This window comes from Limnohabitans sp. Bal53 (assembly GCF_003063355.1).
Lineage (GTDB): Bacteria > Pseudomonadota > Gammaproteobacteria > Burkholderiales > Burkholderiaceae_C > Limnohabitans_A.
Genome location: NZ_NESH01000004.1, coordinates 285,322 through 304,001, shown reverse-complemented (window position 1 = coordinate 304,001; position 18,680 = coordinate 285,322). Strand labels below are relative to the sequence as shown.

18 protein-coding genes and 2 pseudogenes are annotated in these 18,680 nt (G+C 52.4%); 15 read left to right on the top strand and 5 right to left on the bottom strand.

The window, feature by feature from the left end:
• Window positions 1–129 precede the first annotated feature (129 nt).
• Entirely contained in the window at window positions 130–1,122 is a 993-nt protein-coding gene (locus B9Z50_RS12650; RefSeq protein WP_146183217.1) for a hypothetical protein, read from the bottom strand.
• A gap of 37 nt (window positions 1,123–1,159) precedes the next feature.
• Between B9Z50_RS12650 and B9Z50_RS12645 the strand changes: the two genes are divergently transcribed.
• From B9Z50_RS12645 to B9Z50_RS12635, 3 genes are all read left to right on the top strand, one after another.
• Entirely contained in the window at window positions 1,160–2,029 is an 870-nt protein-coding gene (locus tag B9Z50_RS12645) for a hypothetical protein (protein ID WP_146183216.1), read from the top strand.
• A 76-nt stretch (window positions 2,030–2,105) separates the two neighbouring features.
• Window positions 2,106–2,747 carry a hypothetical protein gene (locus tag B9Z50_RS12640; protein ID WP_146183215.1) on the top strand — a complete coding sequence of 214 codons (642 nt, stop codon included), beginning with the start codon at window positions 2,106–2,108 and terminating at the stop codon, window positions 2,745–2,747.
• 153 nt (window positions 2,748–2,900) lie between these two features.
• Window positions 2,901–4,250 carry a hypothetical protein gene (locus tag B9Z50_RS12635; protein WP_108364869.1) on the top strand — a complete coding sequence of 450 codons (1,350 nt, stop codon included), beginning with the start codon at window positions 2,901–2,903 and terminating at the stop codon, window positions 4,248–4,250.
• Window positions 4,251–4,594: 344 nt separating this feature from the next.
• Here the strand turns inward: B9Z50_RS12635 and B9Z50_RS12630 are convergent, their stop codons facing one another.
• From B9Z50_RS12630 to B9Z50_RS12620, 3 genes are all read right to left on the bottom strand, one after another.
• Window positions 4,595–4,921 carry a LacI family transcriptional regulator gene (locus B9Z50_RS12630; RefSeq protein WP_370463080.1) on the bottom strand — a complete coding sequence of 109 codons (327 nt, stop codon included), beginning with the start codon at window positions 4,919–4,921 and terminating at the stop codon, window positions 4,595–4,597.
• An 80-nt stretch (window positions 4,922–5,001) separates the two neighbouring features.
• Window positions 5,002–6,423: a heavy metal sensor histidine kinase gene (locus B9Z50_RS12625; protein WP_108364867.1), complete on the bottom strand. Its 1,422-nt coding sequence runs from the start codon at window positions 6,421–6,423 to the stop codon at window positions 5,002–5,004.
• Window positions 6,424–7,107: a heavy metal response regulator transcription factor gene (locus B9Z50_RS12620; protein WP_108364976.1), complete on the bottom strand. Its 684-nt coding sequence runs from the start codon at window positions 7,105–7,107 to the stop codon at window positions 6,424–6,426.
• Window positions 7,108–7,317: 210 nt separating this feature from the next.
• Here B9Z50_RS12620 and B9Z50_RS12615 point away from each other — a divergent pair, with 210 nt between their 5' ends.
• The 11 genes from B9Z50_RS12615 to B9Z50_RS17490 all read left to right on the top strand — a co-directional run bounded on the left by B9Z50_RS12615 (window position 7,318) and on the right by B9Z50_RS17490 (window position 16,972).
• Window positions 7,318–7,584 carry a hypothetical protein gene (locus B9Z50_RS12615; RefSeq protein WP_228768226.1) on the top strand — a complete coding sequence of 89 codons (267 nt, stop codon included), beginning with the start codon at window positions 7,318–7,320 and terminating at the stop codon, window positions 7,582–7,584.
• The gene (locus B9Z50_RS12610; RefSeq protein WP_108364865.1) at window positions 7,581–9,014 is read left to right on the top strand and encodes a TolC family protein; all 1,434 of its coding nucleotides are present in this window, start codon (window positions 7,581–7,583) and stop codon (window positions 9,012–9,014) included. The genes B9Z50_RS12615 and B9Z50_RS12610 overlap by 4 nt, the downstream gene beginning before the upstream one ends.
• Window positions 9,015–9,029: 15 nt before the next feature.
• Entirely contained in the window at window positions 9,030–10,442 is a 1,413-nt protein-coding gene (locus B9Z50_RS12605) for a multicopper oxidase family protein (protein ID WP_108364974.1), read from the top strand.
• Window positions 10,443–10,463: 21 nt separating this feature from the next.
• Window positions 10,464–10,958 carry a plastocyanin/azurin family copper-binding protein gene (locus B9Z50_RS12600; RefSeq protein ID WP_108364863.1) on the top strand — a complete coding sequence of 165 codons (495 nt, stop codon included), beginning with the start codon at window positions 10,464–10,466 and terminating at the stop codon, window positions 10,956–10,958.
• Window positions 10,959–10,984: 26 nt separating this feature from the next.
• Window positions 10,985–11,467: a DUF411 domain-containing protein gene (locus B9Z50_RS12595; protein ID WP_089957688.1), complete on the top strand. Its 483-nt coding sequence runs from the start codon at window positions 10,985–10,987 to the stop codon at window positions 11,465–11,467.
• A 7-nt stretch (window positions 11,468–11,474) separates the two neighbouring features.
• Window positions 11,475–11,819 carry a copper-binding protein gene (locus B9Z50_RS12590; RefSeq protein WP_108364861.1) on the top strand — a complete coding sequence of 115 codons (345 nt, stop codon included), beginning with the start codon at window positions 11,475–11,477 and terminating at the stop codon, window positions 11,817–11,819.
• A 1,005-nt stretch (window positions 11,820–12,824) separates the two neighbouring features.
• On the top strand, window positions 12,825–14,000 hold the full coding sequence (locus B9Z50_RS12585) for a tyrosine-type recombinase/integrase (protein ID WP_108364859.1): 1,176 nt from the start codon (window positions 12,825–12,827) through the stop codon (window positions 13,998–14,000).
• On the top strand, window positions 13,997–14,449 hold the full coding sequence (locus tag B9Z50_RS12580; protein ID WP_108364857.1) for a hypothetical protein: 453 nt from the start codon (window positions 13,997–13,999) through the stop codon (window positions 14,447–14,449). Before B9Z50_RS12585 ends, B9Z50_RS12580 begins: the two co-directional genes overlap by 4 nt.
• 938 nt (window positions 14,450–15,387) lie before the next feature.
• Window positions 15,388–16,257 carry a ParB/RepB/Spo0J family partition protein gene (locus B9Z50_RS12575; protein ID WP_158270682.1) on the top strand — a complete coding sequence of 290 codons (870 nt, stop codon included), beginning with the start codon at window positions 15,388–15,390 and terminating at the stop codon, window positions 16,255–16,257.
• Window positions 16,258–16,275: 18 nt separating this feature from the next.
• Entirely contained in the window at window positions 16,276–16,632 is a 357-nt protein-coding gene (locus tag B9Z50_RS12570; protein ID WP_146183213.1) for a hypothetical protein, read from the top strand.
• 37 nt (window positions 16,633–16,669) lie between these two features.
• Entirely contained in the window at window positions 16,670–16,972 is a 303-nt protein-coding gene (locus B9Z50_RS17490) for a hypothetical protein (protein ID WP_146183212.1), read from the top strand.
• Between the two features lie 205 nt (window positions 16,973–17,177).
• Here B9Z50_RS17490 and B9Z50_RS12565 read toward each other — a convergent pair.
• Window positions 17,178–18,345 (bottom strand): annotated as a pseudogene (locus B9Z50_RS12565) (IS3 family transposase); the annotation flags it as partial.
• A gap of 74 nt (window positions 18,346–18,419) precedes the next feature.
• On the opposite strand from B9Z50_RS12565, the pseudogene B9Z50_RS17485 reads away from it, so the two are divergent.
• A pseudogene (locus tag B9Z50_RS17485) lies at window positions 18,420–18,659 on the top strand (hypothetical protein); the annotation flags it as partial.
• Between the last annotated feature and the right edge of the window lie 21 nt (window positions 18,660–18,680).

The window sequence follows — 18,680 nt, the reverse complement described above, 5'->3', positions numbered from 1 at the left end:
GCTGAACACCAAGTGCGCATGAAACAATGCTATTGAACGATAGATATCCGCACGATAAAGCTCTTAAAAAACCGCAAGGTCTAACTTAGCTAGCTACACCCGAATCAGCATATTTCTATCACCACCCATTTAATAGCGCGGAAAAACACCGTCGCAAGCATTCGCAACCAAGCCCTGCCCTTTTCTAACCAACTCGCTCACTGTTTGCCCCATCTTGATGTGCTTGTCTATTTGCTCCTTCGGCGCATCACCAATTTTGGTCTTAGCCTTAGGGTTTAGGCCAATCTGCTCTCCGATACGCCAAAGTTTGGTGCTAGGTGCATTGTGCTTGATGGTGTCATGAGCCTCAAGCACATCAAGGTGTAGCTTAATGGCCTCAGGTGTTATGCGGCTTTTGTAGATAGACCACGCCCTGGGTGCTGAGGAAAGCATTCCACTTTGAGCTTGAAGCAGTCTCATCTGCTGAACCAGAAAACTGACCTCATCGCCGACCAGTTCCGTAGGTGTTTCGTCATCGACATCTAGAGTTATGCGGCAACTGGTCTTTTTACGCTGAGCCACTACCAAACGCACCTTGAATGTGGCCAAGCTGCGTCCAAAATTTTGGCAACCACGTTCGTGCCACCACTCACGCAACGTGAAATGCTCAAGGCACCCAAAGAGCTTGAAAGTGTTCGCTGCCCCTTGTGAACCAAAGAGTCCCGTGCGGCAGTTGTGGATGTATTGCTTGGACAACTTCAAACATCGGAACCAGACTTCCAAGTAACCGCCATAAATGAATGGCTCACTCCCAGCGGCGGTCATGCCACCCGAAGCAATCGCCTGCATCAATGGCTTTCCACCATTAGCAGATATCTGAGTTTCCAACTTCATTTTTTCGAACCCCTCGAAAAAAGGAACTATCTCCCTGGCCCAAAACCTAACCTCAGCTTGTCGCACCAATCCTGGTCGACGGAACCCATGGTTATGAAATTTAACAGGAGTTGAAATGAACTTAGAAAACACAAACATCACCCCGCCCGCAGCAAATGGGGCACCCGTCGATACCCTGGCAACCACCACACCAGTGGATGAGTTTTCCTTTGGTCTGTTGATGAACCGCGCCTTGGGCGGTTCCGACAAGCGCCGTCCCAGTGACAAAAGCGCCAACGAAGTGCAGGTGGACATGATCCTTGGACAGGCCCAGAACCTAGCCAAGATGAACAATCAGTACGTTGAGACCTACGTAGTGCGTGGAACAAAAGAGTTGTACGCACTGCTGGGCGCCATCTACAGCTATGCCCTGCAGATCAACGAGTCAGCACTGCGCGACCACATCTTGCTGCGCATGCGTGATCAATTGGAAAGCGAACACGACATCAAGACCCAGGCCAACACGCCTTGGATCACTACGGTGCTGCGTTTTATCCTGCCAACCGACCGCCAGACTGCCTACAACTACTCCAAAGTTCTGCAGGTGGCTTTTGACGAGAACTTGGCGGCCACTGAATTGCCTGGTTACATCAAGGACCGGGGTGGCATTGCCAAGATCACTGCGACAAAAGAGGACGCAGACACGGCCAAGGCTGTGAAGGATCACAAGGAAGCCAAGACCAAGCTGCTGCGCAAAATCTTACTGGCCAATGCCAAGGTTGCGGACACCGTAGTTCAGGTAGAGGACAAGTTCGTGCTTAACACCGTCGGCGAAGGCAAAAAGGAAGGCACTTTTGAATTTGCTGTGTGCGTGAACCCCATGGGACACGAGCGTCGTGTGGTTCGCTTCATCCGGCTGAACGAAGCCATGGAAACGCAAATCCTGTCCATGGTGGCTGAAGCCAGCCTTTCTGACGACTTGAAAAGCATGGAAGACAAGTTGGATGTGTTGCGAGAGAAATGGGGTATCACATCTGGATGGGGCATGCAGCCGGGCGACAAGGGTTACCAGCCTGCGGGACTGCCTGTCCTCAGTTCTGCTACTCATCCTCTCACAAACAGCGCACCACTGAGTGTTTCTATTGATGACCTGGCGAACAAAGAAGCCATGTTGTAAATACCAATTTGATCCCCGGTTCGTAATGAGCTGGGGATCAATCTATCAAAGGTCAATCAACAACGAGGAGCGCCCAATGAGTGATTTTTTAGGACCCTATGGCCAAGCCACTGTGATTTTGATGAAAGCCCACTTTGAATCTGAACTTCCAAAACTAAAGGACCTCAAAAAGATTCTTCAAATTCCAGATGGTCGTTACTACAAAAGCGGTGGACGCAACTACTCCTCATTACACAGTCTCGAAAGGCTGCTGAACAACTTGAGTGAGATTAGAGGGGAGGAGTATGACTGGAAGCGCTACAGCAGTTCTGACTATTTGATAACCGTAGCACAGGTGCACTCAAACCTGTTCATGACGCTCAAGCACTCAGCTCAGATCGTTGACGGTTTCAATCTGACGGATGCGTGCATGGTCGAACTAGAGCAATTGATGAATTCTTATAGAAGTATTTGTTCTATGAAACGTGATGTGGAAAACATTTGGGAAACTTTGGAAGCCAACAGTGAAAAAGCCATCAATTTTCAAATTTCTGACACCACAATTTTGGAGCCGGACATAGCGAAATTGAAGCGTATTTTGCAAGGCTATGGTGACGCTGAGTATCTGAAAGCAACCAGTGAACTACAAGCCTGGTATGAAACGTATCGATGGAAGGTCGGGACACCAAAGTCGAATTCATCATCTGACGAACCTCAAGATGAGGCTGAAAGCGTTTGAAGAACGCTCTGCAAATAGCAGTTGAATTTGCAGGGCGTCTCACTAAATCAGCGATCGTCTAAAAGCCACAGATCAACCGGAGCCCTGCCGCTTTCAGGTTGACTGGCCAGCTGTTCAGAAAACAAACTTTATGAATACAGCAGAGAAATTGACATGCCACGCGCCATTGAACCCGACTCACACGAACGGCACAGGTCTGTGCCCATCAAGGAAACCATCACGCGAATTCCAGGGTACCCACGCAAGTTGGTGATTTTCAAAATTCCGGCTTCCAGCTACTGGTGGGTAAGGTATTACGCCGAGAGCCACATCTTCAAACGCACAACCAAGACCGAAATCAAGCGAGACGCGTTGGAAGCGGCCAAGCGCTTTTACGACGACATCACCATTCGCATAAGGGGTGGCAACTTTGAAGGCTTGCCGATCGAGGTCAACGCCGCAGAAGTTGTGACTTTCGCCAAAGCCACCAAGATGCTGATGGACAGTGAATTAGCCAAGCTGAACCGAAGCCAATTATCCAAGATCAGTTATGACAACATGCAGTTGCGCTACGACAAACACATCCTGCCCTTTTTCGGTCAAACGGACGTGCTCAGCATCAACTACAAGATGCTGGATGAGTTTTTGCAGAAGCTGTCCAACCAAGTGCCCAAGCTGAGTGTTTCTACGCTGGGTGCCTACATGGGGCTCACACGCAAGGTTTTGCAACATGCCGCCCGGCACAGCTTCATCCAGCACATCCCCGAGTTTCCCAAGGTGGGCATTGAGGACAAGCCGCGTGGCTGGTTCAATGTGGGCGAATACAAAGAAATCACCAAGGTGGCCAAAAAGTTGGCTGGCAAGAAAGTCGAGTGGCGAGCACACTCAGAAGAAACCAAGGGCTCCTACTTTTGCGAGCCTGGTGGCAAGTTAGGACCTGCTGATCGCTTGATCAAGCGCATCGAGATGACCAAGGACTTGGCAGACCTGATCGTGTTCATGGTCAACAGCTACATCCGCCCTACTGACATTCGCAATATGCAGCACAAGCATGTAGAGATCATTCGCAGGGAGTGGACATACCTAAGGCTCAGCTTGCCGCCTAGTAAGGGGCACACTTTTCCCATCACCACCATGCCTTGGGCAGTGAAAGTGTATGAACGCATCAGGCGTCGACAAGCGCTTGAACTGGGCCGAGACATCCACCCCGAGGACTATGTGTTCATGCCCGATGCGGCGTCACGCGACAACGCCATGAAGCTGCTGGCAAGGCAGTTTGAAATTGTGCTGGAAGTAACTGGTCTGAAACTCAGCACCGCTGGCGAAACCCGTACCTTGTACAGCCTTCGTCACAGCAGCATCATGTTCCGATTGATGTTTGGTCGAACGGTGGACACATTGACCCTGGCTCGCAATGCACGGACCAGCCCAGAAATGATCGACCGCTTCTACGCTGCTCCACTTCAGGGTGAGATGAACGTGGGTGAACTTCAGAGCAAGCGACGGCCACGGCCTTGGGAATAAACGACTCAGGGTTGACGACTCCTAGGCAGCGATAGCGGGCGTCGGAAGGTGCGATTCCAACGGCCGGATTCGGCCAAAAGCGGACGATGCTGTTGTTGTATCAATCTGTGATTTAGGCTGGTTGTAGTCACTCGCGGTAAGTGGACGTCATAGTTGCGGCGATTACTACCGGTCATTTAAGCGGGAGGAGCTACGAGGACCGTTGTAATTGAAATACCGGTCACTCGACATGCCGCGTATGCGATCCGTGCTTATGCGAACATGATCGGGCGGTCTGGTGCTGGCTTTACAGACACCCCGCTGTCTTGGAGTCAGTCGCCATCACTATCTTTTACAGTCCCGTCTCACCAAATCCGTAACCGCTGCTCCTCCCACAGCGCAGGCGGGTCCACCGCAAGATCAAACAGCGTCAGGTGATCCGGCAGCGTATCCTCCAAAATCGCCTCGACGATGTCCGGTGCCAGCTTAGTCAAATTCACCATCCGGCTGACGTAGCTGTTGTCGACTCCCTCCAGCGCTACAATTTCAGTCAGGTTTTTCAACTTGCCGTACTCCAGCATTGCCAACCACCGGTGGCCCCTGGCCAGCGCCAGTTCCAGCGGTGTGGCCGCCACGTCCCACGGCCGCAGCAGTTTCCCCGGTCGCCTTGATTGCTCATTGGGCAGTCTCATTTGTTTGCGCCCGCTGCGGCGGTTGTTATGAATCGGTACAGCGCGATCCGGCCCTCTCTTGTTCACGCAAAAGGCGTTATTCAGGGCCGACTAAGTAGTTCAGTCGCTTGCCTCATCCTTGCTTGAAGCCCTGGAAAAACAAGCCTGAATCGAGTCCACTCCTGGTCTGAAGTAACCGAGATCGCCCCGCCATGGGCCTCGACGATGGCTTTGGTAATCGACAGCCCCAAGCCTGCCCCGTCAGAAGCTGGGTGCCTGCGTGCTGAGTCTGCGCGATAGAAGCGCTCGAAGACTCTCTGCTGGACATCCAATGGAATCTCCTTGCCCGTGTTTTTGACAGTGACTTCAATTCCACGCGACGAACTTTCGATTCTGACGCCCACGACACCGCCGACTGGTGCATGCCTGAGCGCATTGGATAGGAGGTTGCTCAAGGCACGTCTGAACATCAAACGATCGCCATAGATTCGCCCATCACCTTCCACGCTCATTAAGATGCGTTTTTCGTCCGCAACGGCTTCATAAAATTCAACGAGTTCGCGAGCTCCTTGTGCTGCCGAGAAGGACTCCTTATGGGGCAGGTCTACCCCCCGCTCTGTCTTGGCGAGGAATAGCATGTCTGATACCACCCGAGCCAAACGCTGCAATTCCTCTGCGTTGGACGCCAGCGTATCTTGGTATGTCTTAAGGTCGCGTTGGGTGGACAGCGTCACCTGTGTTTGGGTGAGGAGATTGCTGATGGGTGTGCGAAGTTCATGTGCCAAATCCGCCGCAAAATCAGCAAGCTGTTTGAAGTCGTTCTGCAGGCGACCCAACATCTCATTGAGTTCCCTTGCCAAATCTGCCATTTCAATCGGGACGGCATCCTCGGGCATGCGCTCTTGCAACTGTTGGCCTGTCACTGCAGCGGCGCGACGTTTCATTGCGCGCAGCGGAGACATGCCTTGATGAGCCGCGAACCAAGCCAAGAATCCGCTTAGAAGAATGGCCAGCACAGCATAGATCGCAATGCTGCGCCGGAGCTCCCTCATGAATTCTTGGTGGTGCTGCGTATCGACGGCGAGTGATATTTGGAGCGGCCCGGCCATTCCCTGAACAATGCCAGCAGTAAAGCTCATCTCATGGAACTCGCGACCGCCACTCCTCCAAGACTGAAGCCCGTGGCCGTCGTCATTCGTGATGAATGATGCTTGCGTAGTCGGGCCGCTGTATCCGTTGGTCTGGTACAACTTTTCACCCTGCGGTCCTTTGACCAGAGCGTAAAGGCTGTGGTGATGGCTCAATGCTTCGTTCAGGCGACTGCGAGCTTCTTCATGGGATCGAGAACTGGCCAGAATGCCCTCGATCAGGTGCTTTTTATCATCCAAGGCGGCGCTATCGAGGTCGACGAAGTGCCTATCAGCCTCTACCATGAAAAGAAGCGCCAAGCCCAGGATGACCGAACTGGCCAGCGCTATAAAAAAGATGGTGAGGCGGGATGTCAGTGACAGCCTGCGAAACATCTAGCGACCCTCCGGCGCTTCGAGCACGTAGCCCATGCCGCGTACAGTTTGGATCAGCTTGAACTGGTGATCATCATCGATCTTGACGCGCAGACGCCTCATGGCCACCTCGATGACGTTAGTGTCGCTGTCGAAGTTCATGTCCCAAACCTGAGAGGCGATCAGCGACCTGGGCAGGACTTCTCCCTGCCTACGCATCAGCAGTTCCAGCAATCCAAACTCCTTGGCGGTAAGATTAAGGCGCTTGCCGTCTCGGGTGACGCGGCGGCGTAGCAGATCAAGTTGGAGGTCTGCCACCTGCAAGGTCGTGGATTCGGTGCCACTACGACCGCGGCGCACAATGGTGCGAACTCGGGCCAAGAGCTCGGCAAAGGAAAACGGCTTGACGAGGTAATCGTCGGCGCCTAATTCAAGCCCCTTCACGCGATCTTCCACCTGATCGCGGGCGGTGAGAAACATGGCTGGCACTTGTAGGCCTTCATGACGTATCGCCTGCAGGACCTCCCAACCGCTCATGCCCGGCATCATCACATCCAGGATCGCGAGATCGTAGTTACCGCCAAGAGCTAGGTGAAGGCCGTCGGGCCCATTTCTGGCCAAGTCCACAACGAAACCGACCTCGATCAGTCCCTGGCGCAGATATGCCCCGGTCTTAGGCTCATCTTCCACAATCAAAATTTTCATTGGCAACTGACCCTCTTTGGCAGACCTGAGTATGACGACTTCCATTTATTGCGATGGCGAGATGACAAATATGTAATCTTTTCGACATCGTGCTGACGACTTGGTATTTTAATAATTCCCCCTGTCTATGTTACCGATCACATTGAGGAAACCATGCTCGTCAGACGTTCACTATTATTCGCACAGACATGTCTCGCCCTGAGTTGTGCCATGTTAGCTGGTGTAGCCGCGGCCCAAGCCAACAAAGAGCCCGTGAAAAATCTTTCGGTGGTGGAAGTTGAGTACAAGTCTGCACTTAGTGACTTCCGCCCCTACAACGACCAGGCCATTCAGTCCTGGGTCAAAGCCAACGACTTGGTAGGTCGTATTGGAGGCTGGCGCAGCTATGCCAAGGAGGTCGCGACAGGTGAGGCCCTAAAGGATGCCTCTGAAGTGCCTGATACGCAATCTAGTCATCATGGGGGAGTCAAGCCATGAAGCGCATCCCAAGCACCTCGCTAGGGAAACTGGCGCTATCCGCGATCGCCTTGGCCACGCTTGCCGGTTGCGCCACTGTTAGCCTCGAACAAAACGTTGCCCGGGTGAACGAGGAGGCCAAGAGTTTTGCCGAAGGGCAGATTTCTCTCGCGCGGACTGCCGATGAGCGCGAACAGCGTGCGCAGGCGGCCCAGAAGCTGCTTCAAAACATTCTGGGTAAGCGCGAGGCGGTCCAGCTGGCGCTCGTCAACAGCCCATCGCTCCAGGCGCTGCTGGCTCAAGGTTGGGCGGAGTCCGCAGATGCGGCACAGGTGGGCAGAATTGCAAACCCGGTCTTCTCCCTGGAACGCATGGTGGCCGGTGATGCGCTGGAGTTAAACCGTGCGCTTTCCTTTGGTCTGCTCGATATTCTGACCCTCCCTAGTCGCCAGGGAATCGCCAACCGTCGCATCGAAGTGGCCCATCTGCGACTGTCGAGTGATGTGGTCGACCAGGTCACCCGCGTGCGCCAGGCATGGGTCCGCGCCGTGGCTGCCCAACAGACGCTTCAGTATGCCAAGCAGGTGTATGAAAGCGCTGCAGCGAGTGCCGAACTGGCTCGCAGGATGCAGGCCATAGGCAACTTCAATCGCCTCACACGGGCTCGTGAGCAGGCCTTCTATGCGGACGCAGGGACCCGATTGGCAACAGCAACTCACCAAGTAACTGCTGCCCGCGAAGAGTTCGTACGCGTACTCGGTCTGGATGCCCAACAGGCCCAGATGCTCAAACTGCCGGACCGCTTGCCTGAACTACCCAAACAGGCGCTCGATCCGCAGGGCGTTGCGACGTTTGCTACGCGTAACCGCCTCGACATCCGTCTTGCCCAAAGCACACTGGATGCTTCCGCCAGAGCCCAGGGTTTGAACATGGTCACCAGCATCACCGACATTGAACTGAGGGCCATGCGCAACACCAGCACGAACAGCGTGGCGGGTGAGCGCAGCGTAGCGCGAGGGTATGAAATCGCGGTACGCCTGCCCATCTTTGATTGGGGGGGCATGCAGCGCGATGCCATGAACGCACGCACCTTGGCCGCAGCCAATCAGCTTGAGGCGACCGTCCGCTCGGCGGGTTCAAGCTTGCGAGAAAGCTACTCATCCTATCGCACGGCTTATGACATTGCACGGCACAACCGGGACGAGGTGATACCGCTTCGTAAGGTGATCTCAGAAGAGAACCAACTGCGCTACAACGGAATGATCATCGGCATCTTCGAGTTGCTGGCGGACTCACGTGATCAGGTCTCTACGGTCATGGCTGCGATCGGAGCCGAGCAGCAGTTTTGGCTAGCGGATGCCGCGCTACAAGCCTCACTGGTCGGGCGACCGATGAACACTCCGCTGGCAGCCATGCCCAGTGCGCCAGCCGGTGGCGCTGCGCCTCATTGAATGAAAGATACAACGATGACTTCCAGAAGAGACTTTTTTAAGTACGCCGGGATTGCTGGTGGTGCCGTGGCCGCCAGCGCGGTCAGCCGCGTGGCGATGGCCGCTCTGCCTGAGCCTGTAATACAGACCAGCCCTAACACCATGGCGCCGCTTGTCCCCAACAGCGGACGCGCCTACAACCCGGTGGTGACGCTGAATGGATGGACTTTGCCATGGCGCATGAATCAAGGCGTCAAGGAATTTCACCTGGTCGCCGAACCAGTAGTGCGGGAAATGGCCCCTGGCTTTAAAGCCCATCTCTGGGGCTACAACGGCCAGAGCCCGGGGCCCACGATTGAAGTGGTCGAGGGCGATCGCGTACGGATCTTCGTGACCAACAAGCTGCCAGAGCATACCTCCATTCATTGGCACGGGCAGCGCCTGCCCAACGGCATGGACGGTGTGGCCGGACTGAACCAGCCGGCTATTCCCTCCGGCAAGACGTTTGTTTACGAGTTCGTCGCGCGCCGGCCTGGCACCTTCATGTACCACCCGCATGCTGATGAGATGACACAGATGGCCATGGGCATGATGGGCTTTTGGGTGACCCATCCTAAGGTCAAGAATGATCTGATTGATGAGGTCCAGCGAGACTTCTGCTTCCTACTCAACGCCTATGACATCGATCCGGGCAGCTACACCCCCAAGATCATGACAATGCTGGACTTCAACCTGTGGAGCTGGAATAGCCGGATATTTCCAGGCATTGACAGCCTCAATGTTCGCCTGAACGACAAGGTGCGTATTCGCATTGGCAATCTGACGATGACGAACCACCCCATACATTTGCACGGCCATGAGTTCCTCGTCACTGGTACGGACGGTGGCCCGACACCCAAGAGCACCCGCTGGCATGAAGTGACGACCGATGTGGCCGTCGGTCAGATGCGACAGATCGAGTTTCTGGCAGATGAGGAAGGGGACTGGGCCTTCCACTGTCACAAAAGCCATCACACCATGAACGCCATGGGTCATAACGTTCCGACATTGATTGGTGTGGATCACCGTAGCATCGCCAAGAAGATCAATAACCTGATTCCAGACTACATGGTCATGGGTGAGCGTGGTATGGCCGACATGACTGAGATGGAAATGCCCATCCCTGACAACACCGCTGCGATGATGACTGGCCAAGGCCCCTTCGGATCGGTCGAAATGGGTGGCATGTTCAGCGTTCTGAAGGTCCGCCGTAATCAAAAGCCGGGGGACTACAAGGACCCGGGTTGGTACAAGCATCCCGAAGGCACGGTAGCCCATGAGTACACCGGGCCGTTGACTGAACCAGCGCGCTTCAAGGCGGAGGGTGGGCAGTCCATGCCTCGCGCCCAGATGCCCGCCAAAACGACCGAAGTCAAGGTGCGCAAGCCCTCATCACATAGCAATCACTGAATTTTTTTCCGGAGTTAACGAATGAAACCCAAGTACATCACTTCTCGCCAAATCTTTGTTTTGGTTGCTCTGACCCTGTCAGCGTCGGCTTTTGCGGCTGGAAAGCACGCCGGTGGGCATGGCCATGCTGACGAGGAAACCGCAATTGGCAAACCAGGTGTTGCCTCCAAGGTAACGCAGACCATCAATGTCGATATGACGGATAACATGCGTTACACACCCTCATCTATTCAGGTCAAGCAAGGAGAGACGGTCCGCTTTGTTGTCAAGAATCAAGGAAAGGTCAAGCACGAATTGAGTCTGGGCACCCAGAAGGAATTGCTCGAGCATCTGGAGCAGATGAAAAAATTCCCAGATATGGAACATGACGAACCTGGCAAAGTGACACTATCTCCAGGACAGCAAGGCGAAATTGTTTGGCAATTCACGAAGACTGGAACCCTAAATTTTGCCTGCTTGATGCCAGGCCACTACGAAGCTGGGATGAAGGGCGCGATCAAGGTTGGCAAGAAGTAATTTCATTACAGGAAAGGGCTGCTGAAATGACTGACAAAAACAGTTCAAAAAATTCAACGAGGCGGTTGCTATTGTTGGGAATAGCTTCAATGTGCTCGTCCTCAATTGCTATTGCAGCCAGCCCAAACGCTATAGCTATACAAGTCTGGAAAGACCCTAACTGTGGCTGTTGCAAAGACTGGATTATTCATTTAGAAAAGAATAATTTTTCTTTGAAAGTAAACGATCAAGGTAATAACGCAGCGCGGGCTCGACTGGGTATGCCTCAAAAGTTCGCTTCATGTCATACAGCTCTGGTCGGTGGATATGTGATTGAGGGGCATGTGCCAGCCGAAGACATTCAACGTTTACTCAAAGAAAAACCACAAGCGTTAGGTCTTGCCGTTCCGGGGATGCCTATCGGATCTCCTGGAATGGACGGTCCTGTCTACGGCGCAAGGCGTGACGCGTATCAAGTCTTGCTAATCCAAAAAGACGGATCATCAAAAGTTTTTAACTCTTACTCATGAGGAAAATATGAAAAATATTCAAACCAAAATTGCAACTTTACTATTGACCATTGGTGCGGCTCTTCCCTTAAGCAGTTTTTCCCAAGCTGTCATGGATCACAGCAAGATGAACATGTCTCAAATGACGCCGTCTTTAACCGACGGAGAGGTCAAGAAAATTGATCTCGAAACTGGCAAGGTCACGATCAAACACGACGAAATCAAACATATGGATATGCCGGGAATGACAATGGTATTTACTGCTAAAGATAAGAGTTTATTGACCAGCATCAAGCCAGGCGAAAAAATTAAGTTTATGGTGATCAATGAAGGTGGCAAGATGATCGTCACTGACATCCAGCTAGTTCAGTAAGAAAACGTCGCTGCATCGAAAATGTGCAGGGCTCCCTGTTCATTGGGCGTCATAGCCTGTTGTGCAAATTGGCCCATGCATCAATGGATCCTATCCGTCAGCACTGGATAGGATGTGTGGTAGCGGTCATTGGCCTATGACCGAACTGACCGGCTGCCGAGCCTGATGGTTAAAGATCGACCGACCGCTACTGGCAGAAAGCCCACAAATGACTGCGGGACACGACCGGCAGCAACCGCTACAAACAAGTCAACGTCTTAAAAGATGTGACCGGCTGCAATGGGTCGGAAGCACCCTTTGACTCAGGCAGTAAGCGGTCGTTCGCCGTGGTCTATTCAAGCTGTCCTTCGAGCTGCGGCTGCTGTGGGCTGTAGACCGGTCACTGGTCGCATTGCTAAGCGAGCGACCGGTTATGGCGGGTGCAAAACATCAGTCTCAGCGTGGGAATGTCCGAGTTCAGCCTTTAGTGACTGTTTGCGCGCATAGTCTGCCTAAGGCAGTGCTCCTTTGCAGCTGGCACCCGTGCGGGCATCAAAAACGCCCTACAGCGCGTTTTTTCTTAGGCTCGCTGGGCTGAGTAGCTGGAGTCATTTCAAAACAAACGTAGCGTTTTTTTCAAGCTGAGCACAGCGATAGCTGCGTCTGCGCAGAGGCAAAAAGCAAGGCCGCATTGACACCATGCTGGCGTCACTGAGAACAGATTGAATTAGGCTTGTTTGACAGTTCCGAAATCTATGAAAAGACATCGAAAAATCTATGAGAAGTAGTAAACCCGGACCATACTACTTTGAACCAAAGAAAAAGCACTTAGAGTTTCCTCTAAGTGCTTGATTTCATTGGGAATTTTTGGTGGGCGATGCAAGTTTCGAACTTGCGACCCCTGCAGTGTGAATGCAGGGCATATAGACGTTAACGGACGAAAAGTGCAGGGTTTACACCTTGTAAATGTCCATAATTGTCCTAAAATGTTCGTAGATGTTTAGGACAATTTTAGGACACTAAAAAATGACTTATCGCATTGATACCGTTGAGGGACGCACCCGCTTGAAGCCCAGAACACCTCCTTACTGGAAAAAGCTGACCACCGGTTGTCACGTTGGCTTTCGGAAGTCAGCCGGGGGAGATGGAACATGGCTCGCACAGGCTTACGACTCAAGCACGCAAAAGCAGACACGTCAGAGCTACGGCAAACTCGACCACCTACCTGCCCACCAGCAATTCGATGCAGCCAAGAAAAAGGCCGAGGCTTGGTTTGAACACCTTGGGCGTGGAGGCTCCACAAAAGTCATTACTGTTGGTGTCGCTTGCGAGAGGTATGTAAAGAGCTTGATTGATGCGGGTGCAACAAAAAACGCAGCAGACATAAATGCGCGATTTAGGCGCTGGATTTATTCGCACAAGATAGCCGATCAAGCTCTTACCAAGCTGACTCGAAAAACTGTTGAGGAATGGCGGAATCAATTGGCAAAAACACCCGTGAAGACGAATCCGCACACTGATCCGTCTCTCATTCGCGAGAGGTCCGCCGCATCTCTAAATCGCGACATGGCTGCTCTTCGAGCGGCATTGAACAATGCTCATGACAACGGTGATGTCACCAATGACATGGCGTGGCGGGTCGCATTGAGGGCAGTAGAGAACGCAGGAACTCGTCGCGATACGTATCTCGACCGGGCACAGCGCTCAAAATTGATTGATTCATCGGAAGCCAGCTTGGGCCAACTTTTGCGCTGCATGTCACTTCTGCCTCTACGCCCGGGAGCGTTGGCAGTTTTGACGGTGGAAAAGGTGAACAATAAACTTGGAGTTTTGACTGTTGGAAAAGATAAAGCTGGCCGAGACAGAAAAATCAAACTCCCCCCCTCAACCGCAGCAGTTATTGCTGGCCTCACCAAAGGCAAACTTCCCGCAGCACCACTCCTGAGTCAAGCCGATGGTCAGGCTTGGCACAAAGACGCGTGGAAAAAACCAATCAAAGCAGCGTCAGCGGCTGCAGGCTTACCAAACACAGTCACCGCCTACACACTGCGTCACTCCGTTATTACCGATTTGGTAACCAACGGCCTTGACCTGCTCACCGTGGCTCAACTCAGCGGCACGAGCGTTGCCATGATCGAAAAACACTATGGTCATCATCGCGCTGACCACGCTGCAAAAGCATTGGAGGGTCTTGCACTATGACAAAAGAAATCAATCCTTGGTCAGGGCTTCAAGCTAAGGTGCCCATTAAAAAAGTTGGACTTATTGATAAGCTACGGAATTTATATGCGCTTGCTGAAGAGATTGAACTTTCAAACAAGTATGACGAACCACTTCGGCCAGAGCTATCTACGTGGTTGGTTGCAGCTTTAAAAAATATCGCATGTGGGGTCGATCCAGAGGTGTGCCTAAACATCAAGCCTAACAAGCCGGGGCAAAATAAAAATCCGTTTCTGATAGAGATGCAGCGCAAGCATGCCAACGGATTTATAGCTGCGTCAACTAACAAGACAAAAACAGCGTCAATCAAACAAAAAGAGGCTTTCAAGACGGTAGCGGGAATAGTTGGCAAAAGTTCGACGACCGTTCGAAAGGACTGGAACGCAAAGGACACCGACCGCGGGGAGGATTACTCCCTATCGAAAAAATAGGTACTCCGGCTCACTAGGGTGATTTTAAATTTTGGCTGATTTCAAATACCTCCAGATACAACCACTGGAGTACATTGATGAACAGCAAGCAACAAGGGGATTCGAGCCAAGTCATTCCCAGAACAAACCGTATTCATCGCGTTCGCGAGTCCTGCCTGATTCTTGGCCTATCGCGTAGCACATACTACTTGCTAAGGCGTGAGGGGTTGATTGCCCCCCCAATAAAAATCAGTCGACGTGCGCGTGGCCACACCTCTGAGTACCTTGAGCAACTAATCAGCAAAATGGGGACAGCATGATTACCCAAAAAAGTAACGGAGTTGATCATGGAACCCAAGAAGTAACGAGCGCCCAAAGGACAGCTCGCTACAAGACCATCTATGAAAATTTTCTGAGGACGCAAGTCGCAGGTCATACGCATGCACTAACAATCACCCTGCGAAACGACTCACCGACTGAGCTCCTTCAGAACCGTCGAGCGCGTCTTGAAGAGACCATACGGCACATGCTCTACCGAATCGGCCGGAAGTGCTTCAAAAATCGCCATAAACGTTATGGACTACGTATCGGCTCCACTGTAGTTATTGAAAATGGCAGTCACCAAAATAGACTACATGCTCACCTAACATTGAAGTGCCCGGATGGAATGCTAAGTGGGCAGTTTGAATCAACCGTGGTAGCTGCAGTCACACGGTGCAAGTCGCTTGGACAGCAATGTGTAATCAAGCGAATTACCGACAGCGATGGCTGGGTGAGCTACATGGCCAAAGACGGCCCAGAGGCTTTTTCGCCTCAATGTACCCAACACGCTAAGCATTGAGCTCAGCATAACTGTCGCCTGACGGGCTTCCAGTGAGTTGGTCAACAAGAGGCTCTTAATGCCCTTGATAGAACTCCTGTGCGCGTCATTCAGAACGTACCTAGGTAAAGGAAATGTCATGCAAAACTTAGAAAATATTTCAATCAGCGACATCATTGCAGATGGCCAGTACCAAGGCCGCGTTACTACAAACACAGAGGTCATAGACCAATACCACGAAGCTATAACAAGAGGGGACACTTTCCCACCGGTGGATGTTTATGAAGTAGGTGGACAGCTGTTCTTGGTTGATGGGTTTCACCGTTATGCTGCGCATTGTCGCGCCGGCGCCGCTTCTATTTTGGCGGTCGTGACTCGAGGCACACAAGCTGACGCAATGGAAGCAGCGCTTCTGGCCAACCAGACACACGGCCTTCCAAGATCTATCTCTGACAAACGTCTCATCGTCGAACGTGCTTTAAAGTTTGAAGCATTTCAGGCGCTTAGTGATCGTGATGTTGCTAAAAAACTGTGCGTCAGTGCGCCGTTCATTGGGAAAATGAGGCGGCAAGTCCTGAATTCTTCTTTTTCAAGAGCGCCGACGATCACCGAGGCCCCTTCTAAGGTGAAAACGTTTACACCTCGCGAAGTTCAAACTCAGCCGCTTGAGTACGATTTATTGGATGACAACCACGCGGCGGAAGCTCGAAAAGGCAGTGACTTGACCGAGATTCAACTTTTAAAAGAAGTGGCGGATCTTTATGAACTGGAAAACGAGGAGTTGCGAGACCGACTTGCAGCAGCTAATTTTTCTTCTTCACAAGAGGACCGAGACTCTTCTTACGACCATATTAAAACTTTGCGTGAAGAAAATCGGAAGTTGAAAATTGAGCTTGACGTCATCAAGATCAGCCGCGATCAGTACATGCAAGAGAAAAGCGAAATGATCAAACAAGTCAAATATTGGGAACGTCAGGTAAGAAAGTACAAGCAGGAGGTGGGGATATGACCAGTTGCAACGGGACTTGTGAATTTTTCGCATTCAACCTCACTTTTGAATGGCTTCATCATGTTTCTGCCTGAGCAAGAAAATTTTGTCCCCGTTTTCGGCCACCGACTCGCATTGCGCTGTACTGCAAAAAGTAAACGCTCAGGCAAAAGATGCTGTGGTTTTGCAGTTAAAGGCTATTCGGTTTGTAGGATGCATGGCTGTGGTGGTGGCCCAAAGACTCAAGAAGGCGTTGCCCGTATTGCATCGGCAAACACAAAACACGGTCGAGAAACCCGAGCGATTCGATTAACCCGCCAAACTATCCGCTTGCGACTTGAACTTGCAATTTTGGTCGGAAACGCTATCAAACTGTTTGAAAAAAGAACCAAGTGATTAGCGTAGCTTTTTAAAATCGTCCCTGGCTCATCCCATGAGCCGAGCCATCCACTACCATCACAGGATTGATAATTTTGTGAGTTTTGGCCCTGCATTTGCCGAAAAGGCTTGTTTCTTCTTTTTTGGCCATATTACTTCTGTGCTCGATTTCGGTCACTGCATCCGCAGCTCCACCCAGCTCTCGCCAACTCTACGAGCGCATTCGACCAACAGTCGTGGAAGTGGTGACGAAAAACCGAACCAACTTGGGTGTTTCTTCCGTGGCAAGTGGTTTTGTGACCCACCGCAAAGACTGGGTCATAACCAACTACCACGCCATTTCCGATTCAATTTTTGAGCCAGACGATCACGCCTTACACATCGTTTCGCAGGACCAATGAAGTGGACCCCAAAGTCAGGACAGACTTGATGGCAGTTTAAGTTGCACTCAACTTCTCGCAGCTGGACGGCGCTGCCCCGGTTTTTGCCTTTTGTATTGCAGGCTCAATCTCAATCCTGACTTCCCCTGCCCCAGTCCCGCTGGAGTGCAGCGCAACTGGAAGTCTTTCTCGAGTCCGGTATTTTTCCACGATCATCGCACCACCACCGCTTGACGTCTGGTGAACCTCTTGCGGTGTTTGGTTGTCCAGTGATTGGTGCGGGCGCTCGGTGTTGTAGAAAGCAAAGTATTTCGTCAGACCCACCAGCAACTCGCCCATGGTGGCGTAGCCGTTGAGGTAGATGTCTTCATGCTTGACGCTCCTCCAAAGCCGCTCCACAAAGATGTTGTCATACGCCCGGCCCCGGCCGTCCATGCTGATGGTGATCCCCTCACGATTGAGCACGCCCGTGAAGCCAATGCTGGTGAATTGGCTGCCCTGGTCGCTGTTGAACACCTCGGGCTTGCCATGCTCGCGCAAGGCATCCTCCAGGCAGTCCACGCAAAACGCAGCCTCCATGCTGTTGCTGATTCGCCAGCTCAGCACCCGCCTTGAATACCAGTCGATCACAGCCACCAAGTAAGCAAAGCCGCGCGCCAGCCGCACGTAGGTGATGTCCGTGCTCCAGACCTGATTGGCCCGCACCACGGGCACGCCACGCAGCAAGTAGGGGTAGACCTTGTGCAGTGAGTGCGCAGCGCTGGTGTTTGGCCCTGGCGCCATCCCGGCCAGCGACATGCAGCGCATGAAGCGCTGCACCCGCTTGCGGTTGACCAAGTGTCCGCAACGCCCCAAATACACCACCATCTTGCGACTGCCGTAGAAAGGGTGACGCGTGTATTCCTCATCAATCAGGCGCTTGAGCACCTCGTCTGACTCGACAAACACCACGGGTTTGCGCTTGACATAGACCGTTGTGCGCGAGACGCCAGCGAGCACGCACTGGCGCTTTTGCGTGACATCGGCATGGGCACCGATCCAAGCATGGCGGATCATGGCAGGCTGATCCCGGACTTTTTTTGAGCCAATCGAGCTCCATCTTCAATCGCCCGATCTCGCCGTAGAGCCTGTCAGGCGAACTCGCAGGAGAGGCCGGTTTTGGCCCTCGCTTACCTTCAAACAGCGTTTTGGCTTGGTCTTGGATGTCGCGTTTCCATTGGCGAACCTGCATGGGATGGACATCGTGCTCTTGGGCGATTTGGTTGATGGTCTTCATGCCACCAAGCGCCTCCAAGCCAAGCTTGGCTTTGAGCTCGGGTGGATGAAGCCTGCGCTTTGTTGTTTCAGTCATTGGTAACCCATTTCTTTGGACAGTGTCCCACTTAAACACCTGTCCTAGATTCGGGGTCCACTTCACAAGGCGAGCTCAAAGCTGAAATCGTGGCTGTAGACATTCAAAATGATTTGGCAATTTTGAAAGTTGAACAGGCTCTGCGAGTACCGTTGCTGGAATTGCGTGAGACCTTGCCCGATCGCGGCGAATCAGGGTATTCAATGGGCAAGCCTGGCGGTTATCAGGGCTTTGTGGATGGCTGGAAGTGTTTTGTCCATATCGCTTGTGTCGGCACACACTTGGGCCAACAAAAACGATCGGGCTGCAGCTGACAAGTTGCCCTATGCGTCCAA